The sequence below is a fragment of the Acidovorax sp. DMC1 genome (assembly GCF_056314325.1).
The window spans coordinates 83935-94856 of record NZ_JBQUYO010000010.1 but is presented as its reverse complement, the minus strand read 5'-3'; the positions used below and the strand labels follow the sequence as shown (position 1 = coordinate 94856).

Genomic DNA, 10922 nt, shown 5'->3' with positions numbered 1-10922 from the left:
CACCCGCACCGCGCGAAGTGCCACCACCATGGGAAGTCCCGCAACTGCGTCAATCGGTCATGCGATTACATCGCGCTGAATTCGCCCGAAGGGATCTGGCCGGTGCGCACAGCTTCAGCAGCCTGGGCACGCACAGCAGCGCGGTCAGCGGTGGACTTGTAGGTCACCACACGCGAGCCTGCAGGCTCGATGCTGCGGGTCTGTGCCACGGTAGCGGCTTCGGCAGCCACTTCAGCGCGGGTGCGGTTCGTGTCGAACTTCAGGGCAAATTGCGAGCCATCGGCTTCATCAGCATGGGCGCCAAAGGCGGCGAAAGCGGCAACAGCGGCGACGGAGAGGAAACGGGCGGTCTTGTTCATGATGAAAATCCTTGAAAGTTAAAAAGCGTCTCAAAAAAGCCGGGTCAAAAACCATTCCTGAACCGGGTTCGGTGAGTCGCCTTGCGGGTTCGGCTCATCGATGGGATGAACTGTACGCCGATGGTGTTCAGGGAAAAACCACTCAGTCGCGAACTAACTGTTCCAGTATTGAAAACAATCACCAAGAACGGTGGGCTGGGTTTGGTGTGCCCTGAGGTTCAGCAATGTTTGGAGCTGTACCTCTGGCGCGAAGCCAGAGGCCGTGCGTGGAGCAGGCGCAAAGACACTGGCCGCGCGAGACGCAGAGACGGCATGCGTGGCAGCTGCCGCGTTGCTTGTGGGCTCAGTCGCCCAGCAATTCGCCCACGGCCTTCAGGTCTTCCACCCGGTCGCACACAGCCTTCACGGCCATCATCACCGGGATGCCCAGCAGCAGGCCCCACAGGCCCCACAGCCAGCCCCAGGCCAGCACGCTGATGAACACGGCCACGGGGCTCATGCTGCTGGTGCGGCTGGTCAGCCAAGGCGTGAGCAAGTTGCCGATCAGCGTGTGGATGACCAGCGAGGCACCGCCAATGGCCATGGCCATGTCGAGCGTGCCGAATTGCAAGAACGCCACCAGGGCCGACGCCCCTGTGACCAGGGCCGAGCCGATGTACGGCGCGAGGTTGAGCACCGCGGCCACCACGCCCCACACGGCCGCGTTTTCCAGACCCAGTGCCCAATAGGCCGCGCCGGTGGCCAGCCCGACCAGCACGCTGGTGAACACCTGTAGCAGTAGATAACGCTGTATCTGCTGCGTGATGTCCTGCAGCACATGGATGGTGACCTTGCGCCGCTCCAGGCTGGTGCCCGCAATGCGCAGCAGCTTGTCGCGAAACAGGTTGCCCGAGGCGAGGGCAAAGTAGGTCAGAAACACCACCACCATCAGCTGCCCCAGGGCCGACATCAGGCCCATGGTGCCGCTCCACAGGTAGTCGCGGATGTTGAAAGGTGGGCGCTCCACGATCACCCGCTGCACGCCCCGGCGGGGCGCAGTGGTGGCGGTGCTGTTTTCGTTGGCGGCCTGCTCGATCTGGGTGGCTGCCTTCTGCACGGTGTCCAGCGGGCTGCTGCCACCCGCGCGCGCCTTGAGGTTGTCACGCACCTTTTTGGCGGCGACGGGCACCGAGTCCACCAGTTGCGCCGCCCCGTCACTGAGCGACCAGGCCGTGCTGGCCAGCCCGGCAACGATGGCCACCAGCAACACCCCCGCCCCCAGCGCCCGTGGCACATGCCACTGGGCCATCATCTCCACGGCGGGCCGCAGCGCAATGGTCAGCAGCAGGCTCAGCATGATCGGGATGAACACCGCACTGGCCCAGTGCAGCAGCGCCACGCTGGCAAACAGTGCCAGCAGGGCGAGGGAGAGGTTGCGCACGTCCACGGGCATGTGGAGCATGAGGGGCGCTGCGTGGGGCGCTGGGTCGACTGCCGGGCAGGGGGCTGCAGCAGCAGGGGCGTTGGAGTCCTCAGGGAGAGCAGCGTCCCTCACCTGCGCAGCTGTTGCTTGACCCTCCCCGTGGGGGGATTCCGGGGAGTGCGTGGTGGTGGGCTCAGTCGTCATGCGCCGATTGTGGGGGAGCCTTTAGAAAAAGCATGTAGGCGTTCAGCGCTTGGCATGGCCCCCGGCCTTCAGCACAGTGGCAACGTGCGCTGCTTGTTGAGGGCGTCCACCGTGCCCAGCAACTGTGGCCAATAGGTGGGCAGGGCTGACCAGGGAGCGCCGATGGCGAGATTGGTGGCGTAGACCATGCCTGTGTTCAGGCGTGGGCGGTTCGCATTTTTCACGGCCGCCTGCATTTCCGTGCAGGTGCTGGCCGAGTGCACCAGCATGGCCTGTGCAGTGTTGGCCTTGGCATAGACCCAGGTGCTTGACGGTTGGGGGTCCACGTTCTGGTAGGCGGCTGCATTGCCTGCGTAAGTCACCAGCGTATCGGCGACCGCTGCATAGGCGGGGACAGGGTAGGTGCCGGGGTTGCCGATCAGCAGCGGGGTGCCCGGAGCCGTGGCGCCCGTGCTCATGCCCGAGGTCAATCCCTTGACGTAGTTGTAGATGTCCTGGAAGTAAGCCACCCGCGCGCTGTCGGTGGCCATACCGTCCAGGAAAAAGCCATCGAGCAGACTGGGATACAGCCGGATGTAGTTGTCGATGGTGGCCTTGACATCAGCAACGGAGAGGGCACCGCCGCTGCTGGATGCAGTCGCCACATACCCGATCACGCGGTTGCTGGTGCCCGACACCGCCCGGAAGGCCTTGATGGCGGTGGTGAGGTCAGTATCCTCTTTCGTGGTGGCGGTCAGGATGCCGTTGCTAGTGCTCGCAATGGCGTTGATCTGCACATCGGGGTAGCTGGTTGCGCCACTGGTCAGGGTGGTCCACGGGGATGTGGTACCGGTGGCCGTGAAATAGGCGGGAACCAACACCTGCAGCGGCTTGTGCGCCGGGCGCACATAGTAGGTCAGGCTGTCACTGGCGGAGTTGGCGCTGCTGGTAGCGGTTGCTGTCACCTGAAATGTCGCGGTGGGTGGCAGGCTGCTGACCGTCAACGTCGTGCTGGCGACACCTCCTACTGTTGTGGGGGCCACCGGGGCCAACGTACCTGCGGTGGTGGGGTTGACGGCGAACGTGGCAACTGTGCCGTTTGCGGCGGTGCTTCCGTTCGTGTAGACGTTCACAGAAAGAGGTTCCGAGCTGCTGGGTTCCAGCACGTTGTTGGCGGACTGCACAAAGCTCACGCTGACCGGAGCCGCAGCTGGCGGTGGGGGCGGGGCCGGTGGAGCGGGAGTGGTGGTCTTGTCCGAGGCGCCACCGCAGCCAGCCAGCGCGGCGGTCAAGGCCAGCAGGGACGCGAGGCGGTGGGTCGAGTTCTGGGTGTGCATGGTCTTCCGGGGTTTGTTGTGCGTGCGACTATTGTGAGTGCTTGTAGTGCGGTCACCAAGCGCGGAAATCGTGGCTTAAGGTGGGGAAAGACGGCTTTGTTGTGCCGATCACGGATGGCTGGCGCCACTAACATGGCTCCATGCGATCCTCCTTCCTGCGCATTTCGACCGTTGTGCCGTTGCTGGCCGCAACGTTGCTGGCTGGCTGCGGCACCCTGGACGTGCCGCGTGCCGACAACTATCCCGCCACCGGCCAGAAAAAGGCCCGTGCCGTGCACCATTGGGATGTGCTGGCTGGCGATGTGGCTGCACGCGTTGCCGAGAAGATCGCGTCCTGGCCTGCGGGCGAGTACCCCATTCACGTGACGGTGGCAGACAAATCCAGCTTCAACGCGGGTTTCCTCAAACTGCTGACGGTGCATTTATTGAACCGAGGTGTTGTCCTCTCCACCGTTCCCACGGCGGTGGAGCTGGAGGTGGAGACCCAGGTGGTTCAACACCAGGCTGGCGTACCGCCCAATTTTCCTGTCCCGATCGCGGGGACCCTCATCGGGACCGGCGTGGGAGTGTGGCGGGACTGGAAGGTGCATTATTCGGACCGCACTTTGCTGCCAGGCGTGGCGACAGCCTTGGGGGTCGGGGCCGGTCTCGCATTGGACATGGCCCATCTGTACACGCAGGGTGCTGCAGCGGGCGGACCCACGCGGACGGAAGTTCTGATCACCACCACGCTCAAGACCCGTGACCGGTACTTGGCGGGCTCTGCAGACCTGTATTACATCGAGCGGGAAGATGCTGCGCTGTACCAGCCACAGGTCCCGGTGCCTGCGCCTGCACCCACCCCCGTAAAAACTTGGCAGGTGGTTGCGCCATGACGCGCCGTTTACAACCCGGCAAGCTCAAGTCCATGTGGTGCCTGGGCATGGTCGCTGTGTCGGCCCTGGCGCTGCAGGGCTGCACGACCAACCCGGTCCACAGCTACTACTACGGCAGCAGTGCGGGCGGCATGTCGCGCACCGACCTGATTGAGGTCAACGAGCGGGCGACAGATGCCTTGCTGCTCAGCGTGCCGTTGGATGCGAGCCAGCCGGTGTTGGTGGCCACCTTGGTGAATGTGGACCGGCTCAACGAGTCGTCGCGGCTGGGGCGTATCTTTTCGGAGCAGATCGCGGGGCGCATGGTGCAGCGCGGGCTGCGTGTGACGGAGGTGAAGCTGCGTGACAACCTAGTGCTGCACCGCGAGCAGGGCGAGTTGCTGCTGTCGCGCGAGGTGCGGGAGGTCAGCCAGGCGCAGAACGCGCAGGCCGTGGTGGTGGGCACGTACGCAGTGTCGGCCTCGGTGGTGTACATCAGCCTCAAGCTGGTGAACCCGGTGGGCAACCAGGTGATTGCGGCACACAACTACGCGGTGCCTGCAGACGAGAACGTGCGGACCTTGCTAGCCGGGCGTTGATGGGAAAGGTTTGTGCTCTGCCGTGCACCACATTCCATCGGCAGACAGCAGAAAGCAAAAAAGGCCCCGAACAGGGCCTTTTTGTTTGCTATCTGATTGATAGCTATCACGGCAATATGCACTAGCGCATTGGGCGCTTTGGGCTCAAAAGAAAATGCCAAGGCATCAATGCAGCATCAGTGCGCCGGCGGTCTTGCTCTTGCCTGCACGGGCGGGAGGGTTGCACAGGCCGCAGGTGAAGTGGCGGTTCTCGTACAGCTCGGTCACGAACTGGCCGCTGCACTGGCTGCACTTGGTGCGGGTCAGCATGCCGGCGTCCACAAATTTCACCAGGCGCCAGGCGCGGGTGAAGGACAGCAGGGGCTCGATCTCGGCCGTGGCGACTTGTTCGTTGTACAGGCGGTAAGCCTTGGTCAGCAGCTCCACCGAGTCCAGGTCCACGCCTTTGGACAGATATTCGTAGATGTTCAGGAACAGCGAGCTGTGGATGTTCTCTTGCCACGTCAGGAACCAGTCGGTGGAAAAGGGCAACTGGCCTTTGGAGGGTGACTTGCCAGCGATCTCCTTGTACAGGCGGATCAGGCGTTCATACGACAGCGTGGTCTCGGACTCCAGCACCTGCATGCGGGCGCCCATCTGGATCAGCATGGCGGCGCGTTCGATCTGCTTGGATTCGTTCAGAACGCTCTTGGCAGGGGCTTTGGCGGCGGTGGTGGTGGACATGGCGGGCTTTCGGTGAGAACGGGGCAACTACGCTGCGGGCAACTGCTTCAGAGCACTTCCGACACGCGGCTGGCCATCAGAATGTTGGCGTGCAGGGTGTTGGTGGCGTCGTTGCCCACCTTCTTGGCCGAGTGGTTGGTTAGCAAGCTCCACACCAGGTTGTCGTCCACACGGAAGCTGCAAAGTAGCGTGTTGCGGGAGGCCAGTTTCATCACTTGCGCTGCGGACAGCGAAGCGAGAATATCGGCAGACTCTTCGTTCATGCCCAGACGGAAAACTGCTTCGGCCTTGTCCTGACGGATCAGGGTTTGGGCCAGCATCAGGTAGGTGAGGTTGGCTTCGCGGATTTCAGCGAGGATTTGTTCGTTGGTCATGGCGGCTTCCTTTTTTCCAGTACAGGGTCTTGCGTTGCCTGCTGACTGCAGGTTTTGCGTGATCCGTTGAAATGGATTGTGAAACCGCCCCAATCAGAAATTAAGTCGGGGTTTGGCTGCGCCGCGTGTCTGGTTTCGCGGTGGGCTGTGTAGGAATTTGCCCTACATGCAGATCAGGCGTTGGCTGGCTTTCAAGAGGGGCGCATCTGCTGCGCTGGCAGGTACCGGTCCCCGAATTCTGCTCATGGTTTTGATAGCGCCTGCAAAACCATCTTTTTTGCGCTTTTGCAACCCGCGGCGTCCGTTAGACGCCGCAACTGGGGCGTTTCAACCCTTTTCGACCGGGCGCGTGGGGTCTGAACACCATTCGCTCCAGCTGCCCGCGAACAGGACGGTGTGCCCCAGGCCGGCAATCTCCATGGCCAGCAGATTGGGCACCGCGCTCACGCCGCTGCCGCACTGGTGCACCACGGTTGCAGGATTGCGGCCTGCCAGCAGGGCATCGAACTCTGCGCGCAGTGTGGCTGCGGGTTTGAAGCGGCCGTCGGCGCCGATGTTTTCGGCAAACGGCCGGTTGAGTGCTCCCGGAATGTGGCCGGCCACCGGGTCCAGCGGCTCCATCTCGCCCCGGTAGCGGGCACCGGCGCGGGCGTCGATCACGGTTTGGTCTGCGGGGCTCTGCAGGCGGGCCAGGACATCGCTGGCCGTGGCCAGCTGGCGCAAGGGCTCGTTCAGTGCAAAGTGGGACTGGAAGTGCGAAGGCTCTTCGCCGCTGTTGACTGCGCCCCCTGCGGCCTGCCAGGCCTGTAGCCCGCCGTCGAGCACGGCCACGGCGTCATGGCCCGCCCACTTGAGCATCCACCACAGGCGGCCGCAATAGTTGGCGCCCTGGCGGTCGTAGACCACGGCCTGCATGTTGTTGGCAAAACCCACGCTGGACAGCCACATGGCAAACCGTTCGCGGCTGGGCAGCGGGTGGCGGCCGCCCGATGCGGGCTGGTCGGCCTCCTGCGCCGTCACAGTGCCGGTGGCGCCGGGTGCGCCGTGCTTGGCGCTCAGGTCGTTGTCCAGGTTGGCATACACGGCGCCGGGGATATGGGCCTGCGCATATTGCTGCGCGCCGGCGGTCGGTTGCATGAGTTCGAAGCTGCAGTCAAACACCATCAGCGGCGCACCGCTGGCGATGAGGGCTTGCAGGTCGGGGGCGGAGATGAGCGTGGTGTAGGTGGTCATCGGCAGATCAGGTGCAAAGCAACCGGTAGGACTGGGAGGCCTCCATTGTGGCCATCCCGATCGGCTGTGTCCTCGCCAGCGCGCATGGGTTTTTGTATCGGTCAGTGTTCTTCGGCCGGTGCGCCGGGTGCGGCCCGGGCCCGCAAGATGGTGGCCACAATGCCGCTGCCCACGATGAGGACCATGCCGATCCAGCCGATGGGCGGAATCTTGTCGCCAAAAAGAGCCACGCTGTAGATGCCCGCAAACACGATGCCTGAATACTGCAGGTTGGCCACCACCAGCGTGCCGCGCTGGGTCTTGGCGCTGGCATAGGCGCGCGTCATGCACAGCTGCCCGCCCGCAGCCAGCACGCCGATGGGCAGCAGCCACAGCGCTTGCCAGCCCGGCCAGTCCGACATGCCGGTGAACAACATGGCCACGCCGCCCGCGACTGCAGAGCCCACCGCAAAGTAGAAGACGGTGCGCGATTCAGGTTCGCCGAGGCGCGACAGCGCCACCACTTGCATGTAGGCAAAGGCGGCTGACAGGCCCGACATCAGACCGATCATCCCGGCAAAGGCCTGGTTCTGGTCCAGGCTGGGGCGCAGCATCAGCACCACGCCGACGAACCCGGTGAGCACCGTCAGCACCAGCGGGCCTTGCAGGGCGGGCCGGGGCGTGGCGGCAGAAGGCCGCCAGGCCAGCAGCGTGCCGCCGACCAGGAAGGCCGCGATCCACACGCTGCTCATGTAGTTGAGCGTCATGGCGGTGGCCAGCGGCAGGTGCGCAATGGCGTAGAACCACGCACCCAGCGACGCCACCCCTACGAGGCTACGCCAGGCGTGCATGCCGGGGTACCGTGTGGCGAGCGTCACGTTTTGTGAGCGTGACAGCAGCCACAGGATGAACATGCCGATCAGCCCCCGGTAACACACCAGCTCCGCCGAGTTGAAGAAGTCCGAGGCGATCTTGACGCACACGCCCATGCTGGCAAACAGGAACGCGGCCAACACCATCCAAAGGGCTTGCATCGGGTTGTGATCTCTTGAGGGGCGCCGTGGAGCGCACAAATGAAAATAGCTGCCAGCGCTTATTTTTTAAGCACTGGTAGCTATTGTAATGAGAGCAAGCCCCGGCGGGCCTGCAGATTGGCGGGGTTTTGCCTCTGTATTCAGCGTTTTGCCGCAGCCGGGTCGATGGTGCCGCTCCCCATGGCCTCGCGGTACCACTCGTGGAAGTGCTGCATGCCATCTTCCATGGGGCTCTGGTAAGGGCCCACCTCGTTGTCGCCACGGGCCAGCAAAGCCTTGCGGCCGGCGTCCATGCGCTCGCCAATTTCGTCGTCCTCGATGCAGGTCTCCATGTAGGCAGCCTTCTGCGCCTCGACGAATTCGCGCTCGAAAGCGGCGATTTCCTCGGGGTAGTAGAACTCCACCATGTTCAGCGTTTTGGTCGGGCTGATGGGGTGCAGCGTGGATACGGTGAGCACATGCGGGTACCACTCGATCATGATGTGCGGGTACAGCGTGAGCCAGATGGCGCCGTACTTCGGCGGCTTGCCTTCGCGGTAGTCCAGCAGCGCCTTGTGCCAGCGCTCGTACACCGGGCTGCCCGCCTTGCCCAGGCGGTTGGCAACGCCCACGGTCTGCACCGAATAGTTCTTGCCAAACTCCCAGCGCAGGTCGTCGCAGGTGACGAATTGCCCCAAGCCCGGATGGAACGGGCCGACGTGGTAATCCTCCAGATAGACCTCGATGAAGGTCTTCCAGTTGTAGTTGCACTCGTGCAGCTCCACGTGGTCGAGCACGTAGCCATCAAAGTCCAGGTCGGCGCGGGGTCCCATCTGGGCCAGGTCGGCGGCTACGTCATAGCCGTTGTCTTCAAATAGAAGACCGTTCCATTCGCGCAGCTTGTAATTGTTGAGGTTCAAGCATGGGTCGTGCGCGAAGTGCGGCGCGCCCAGCAACTCGCCTTTGGGGTTGTACGTCCAGCGGTGCAAAGGGCACACGATGTTGCCGCCCGCGCTGCCCTTTTGCTGGGTGTTCAGCGATCCCTTGCCTTTGAGCATGACCGCTTGCCGATGGCGGCACACGTTGGAGATCAGCTCGATGCCTCCATGGGCGTTGCGCACCAGGGCGCGGCCCTCGCCCTCCTGGGGCAGCGCGTAGTAGTCGCCCGTGTGGGGCACAGCCAATTGATGCCCCACGTAGCGGGGCCCGCGCTGGAAGATGGTCTCCAGCTCGCGCTGAAACAGCGCATCGTCAAAGTAGCTCGAAACTGGTAGTTGGCTTGCGGCCTGCTGCAGTTGAAGACTTAAATCAGACATGGGTGACCTGACCTAAAGACTCCCCACAGAGAGAGTGCGGGAGGTGCGCCGGTGAAAGCGCATCTGGAAAAAGAAAACCGGCTAGGGTGGGTAGCCGGCTCGACGGGAATGGGATTATAGGCGGTGGGGTTATTCCCGCACCCCCGCTACGTGAATAGAAAACACCGGTTCCATCAAAAATAGAGGCCTCCCACGGATCGGCCGCTGTCTGACACGGGCGTCACAGCGCTGCGCCTAAAATCACCGATTTTTCACCCGCGCACTGCCGCCCCCTCCATGCCCAAGGCCCCCGCAACCCCTGCTCCTCCCGCCGAACCTGCCAGCTACGAGGCGGCCCTGGAGGAACTGGAGCAACTCGTGGCCCGCATCGAATCGGGCCAACTGCCGCTGGACCAGATGCTGGCGGGCTACCAGCGCGGCGCCACCTTGCTGGCGTTTTGCCGCCACCGGCTTGACGCCGTGCAGGACCAGATCAAGGTGCTGGACGACGGCCAGCTGCAATCATGGAACCAGGAATGAGCGCATTGCCGATGACTTCCTCGACGGTGTTGAACCCGCCCCTGGATACGAATCTCTGGAGCCAGAATCACCTTGCCAGTGTGGAGCAGGCTCTGTCCTTGTGGGTGGGCGAAGGCGCCCCGGCAGGGCTGGGCGACGCCATGCGTTACGCTGTGCTGGATGGCGGCAAGCGCCTGCGGCCCCTGCTGGTTTTGGCCGCGTACGAGGCGGCGCGCAGCGGTTCCTCGGATTCCGCCGCACCTGAGGGCGCGGCGGTGCTAGCAGCTTTGGATGAAGCCGCCTTGCGGGCCGCGTGCGCAGTCGAACTGATCCATGCCTATTCGCTGGTCCACGACGACATGCCCTGCATGGACAACGATGTGCTGCGCCGTGGCAAGCCCACCGTGCATGTGCAGTTTGGCGAAGCCCAGGCCCTGCTGGCGGGCGACGCACTGCAGGCCTTCGCGTTTGAACTGCTGACCCCCGACAACACGTTGATCCCCGCCGCCACGCAGGCGGCCTTGTGCAGGCTGCTCGCGCGGGCTGCGGGCTCGGCCGGCATGGCGGGTGGCCAGGCGATTGACCTGGCCAGCGTGGGCGTGGCGCTGACGGAGGCCCAACTGCGCCAGATGCACCGCCTCAAGACGGGCGCCTTGCTCCAGGGCAGCGTGCTCATGGGCGCCCTGTGTGGCCATGCGGCGCCCGCTGCCTACCAGGCACTGTCCGACTACGGCGCCGCCATGGGGCTGGCGTTTCAGGTGGTGGACGACATCCTGGATGTGGTGGCGGACTCTGCCACCCTGGGGAAAACGGCTGGCAAGGACGCTGCGGCAGACAAACCCACTTACGTCTCGTTGCTCGGTCTGGAGCGTGCGCAGGCTTACGCGCAGGAGCTGCTGGCCGAGGCCCATGCAGCGCTGGGGCGCAGTGGCCTGCCCGACACCCGTGCCCTGGCAGCCCTGGCGGACATGGTCGTGCGCCGCTCGCACTGAGCCCGGCCCTGGTCCTTTGCGACTCCATGAATGTCCAAATGCCTGCTAGTGCTTGAATCT

The 10922-nt window shown here is 63.8% G+C and carries 12 protein-coding genes; 4 read left to right on the top strand and 8 right to left on the bottom strand.

The annotated features are described in order from the left end of the window. Positions 1-65: 65 nt before the first annotated feature. From ACT531_RS19045 to ACT531_RS19035, 3 genes are all read right to left on the bottom strand, one after another. Positions 66-359 (bottom strand): DUF4148 domain-containing protein, encoded by a 294-nt coding sequence (locus ACT531_RS19045; protein ID WP_108498094.1) that lies wholly within the window; start codon positions 357-359, stop codon positions 66-68. A 343-nt stretch (positions 360-702) separates the two neighbouring features. Continuing rightward, on the bottom strand, positions 703-1800 hold the full coding sequence (locus ACT531_RS19040; protein WP_476018437.1) for an AI-2E family transporter: 1098 nt from the start codon (positions 1798-1800) through the stop codon (positions 703-705). Between the two features lie 233 nt (positions 1801-2033). Further along, the gene (locus tag ACT531_RS19035) at positions 2034-3281 is read right to left on the bottom strand and encodes a spherulation-specific family 4 protein (RefSeq protein WP_343736000.1); all 1248 of its coding nucleotides are present in this window, start codon (positions 3279-3281) and stop codon (positions 2034-2036) included. A gap of 140 nt (positions 3282-3421) precedes the next feature. Between ACT531_RS19035 and ACT531_RS19030 the strand changes: the two genes are divergently transcribed. Together ACT531_RS19030 and ACT531_RS19025 are read left to right on the top strand one after the other, a co-directional pair. Then, positions 3422-4156: a hypothetical protein gene (locus tag ACT531_RS19030; RefSeq protein ID WP_476018436.1), complete on the top strand. Its 735-nt coding sequence runs from the start codon at positions 3422-3424 to the stop codon at positions 4154-4156. Then, positions 4153-4734, top strand: coding sequence for a FlgO family outer membrane protein (locus ACT531_RS19025; RefSeq protein WP_476018435.1), 582 nt, complete (start codon positions 4153-4155; stop codon positions 4732-4734). The genes ACT531_RS19030 and ACT531_RS19025 overlap by 4 nt, the downstream gene beginning before the upstream one ends. 165 nt (positions 4735-4899) lie before the next feature. On the opposite strand, the gene flhC is transcribed toward ACT531_RS19025, so the two are convergent. From flhC to ACT531_RS19000, 5 genes are all read right to left on the bottom strand, one after another. Further along, a complete protein-coding gene (flhC, locus tag ACT531_RS19020) occupies positions 4900-5457 on the bottom strand; it encodes a flagellar transcriptional regulator FlhC (RefSeq protein WP_476018434.1) in 558 nt (185 codons plus the stop codon). Between the two features lie 47 nt (positions 5458-5504). Next, on the bottom strand, positions 5505-5831 hold the full coding sequence (gene flhD, locus ACT531_RS19015; RefSeq protein ID WP_015015270.1) for a flagellar transcriptional regulator FlhD: 327 nt from the start codon (positions 5829-5831) through the stop codon (positions 5505-5507). A gap of 327 nt (positions 5832-6158) precedes the next feature. After that, entirely contained in the window at positions 6159-7064 is a 906-nt protein-coding gene (locus tag ACT531_RS19010) for a sulfurtransferase (protein ID WP_476018433.1), read from the bottom strand. 101 nt (positions 7065-7165) lie between these two features. Continuing rightward, positions 7166-8077: a DMT family transporter gene (locus tag ACT531_RS19005; RefSeq protein ID WP_015015268.1), complete on the bottom strand. Its 912-nt coding sequence runs from the start codon at positions 8075-8077 to the stop codon at positions 7166-7168. A gap of 140 nt (positions 8078-8217) precedes the next feature. Further along, a complete protein-coding gene (locus tag ACT531_RS19000; protein WP_295939520.1) occupies positions 8218-9372 on the bottom strand; it encodes an aromatic ring-hydroxylating oxygenase subunit alpha in 1155 nt (384 codons plus the stop codon). 276 nt (positions 9373-9648) lie between these two features. Here ACT531_RS19000 and xseB point away from each other — a divergent pair, with 276 nt between their 5' ends. Next, the gene (xseB, locus tag ACT531_RS18995; RefSeq protein WP_476018432.1) at positions 9649-9891 is read left to right on the top strand and encodes an exodeoxyribonuclease VII small subunit; all 243 of its coding nucleotides are present in this window, start codon (positions 9649-9651) and stop codon (positions 9889-9891) included. Then, a complete protein-coding gene (locus ACT531_RS18990) occupies positions 9888-10862 on the top strand; it encodes a polyprenyl synthetase family protein (protein ID WP_476018431.1) in 975 nt (324 codons plus the stop codon). The genes xseB and ACT531_RS18990 overlap by 4 nt, the downstream gene beginning before the upstream one ends. Positions 10863-10922 lie beyond the last annotated feature (60 nt).

Excerpts from the sequence above, each read along its gene's own strand:
- ACT531_RS19040 (WP_476018437.1), bottom strand. The coding sequence starts at position 1,800 with ATGCTCCACATGCCCGTGGACGTGCGCAACCTCTCCCTCGCCCTGCTG.
- flhC (WP_476018434.1), bottom strand. The coding sequence starts at position 5,457 with ATGTCCACCACCACCGCCGCCAAAGCCCCTGCCAAGAGCGTTCTGAAC.
- ACT531_RS18990 (WP_476018431.1), top strand. The coding sequence starts at position 9,888 with ATGAGCGCATTGCCGATGACTTCCTCGACGGTGTTGAACCCGCCCCTG.
- flhD (WP_015015270.1), bottom strand. The coding sequence starts at position 5,831 with ATGACCAACGAACAAATCCTCGCTGAAATCCGCGAAGCCAACCTCACC.
- xseB (WP_476018432.1), top strand. The coding sequence starts at position 9,649 with ATGCCCAAGGCCCCCGCAACCCCTGCTCCTCCCGCCGAACCTGCCAGC.
- ACT531_RS19005 (WP_015015268.1), bottom strand. The coding sequence starts at position 8,077 with ATGCAAGCCCTTTGGATGGTGTTGGCCGCGTTCCTGTTTGCCAGCATG.
- ACT531_RS19035 (WP_343736000.1), bottom strand. The coding sequence starts at position 3,281 with ATGCACACCCAGAACTCGACCCACCGCCTCGCGTCCCTGCTGGCCTTG.
- ACT531_RS19000 (WP_295939520.1), bottom strand. The coding sequence starts at position 9,372 with ATGTCTGATTTAAGTCTTCAACTGCAGCAGGCCGCAAGCCAACTACCA.
- ACT531_RS19025 (WP_476018435.1), top strand. The coding sequence starts at position 4,153 with ATGACGCGCCGTTTACAACCCGGCAAGCTCAAGTCCATGTGGTGCCTG.
- ACT531_RS19030 (WP_476018436.1), top strand. The coding sequence starts at position 3,422 with ATGCGATCCTCCTTCCTGCGCATTTCGACCGTTGTGCCGTTGCTGGCC.
- ACT531_RS19045 (WP_108498094.1), bottom strand. The coding sequence starts at position 359 with ATGAACAAGACCGCCCGTTTCCTCTCCGTCGCCGCTGTTGCCGCTTTC.
- ACT531_RS19010 (WP_476018433.1), bottom strand. The coding sequence starts at position 7,064 with ATGACCACCTACACCACGCTCATCTCCGCCCCCGACCTGCAAGCCCTC.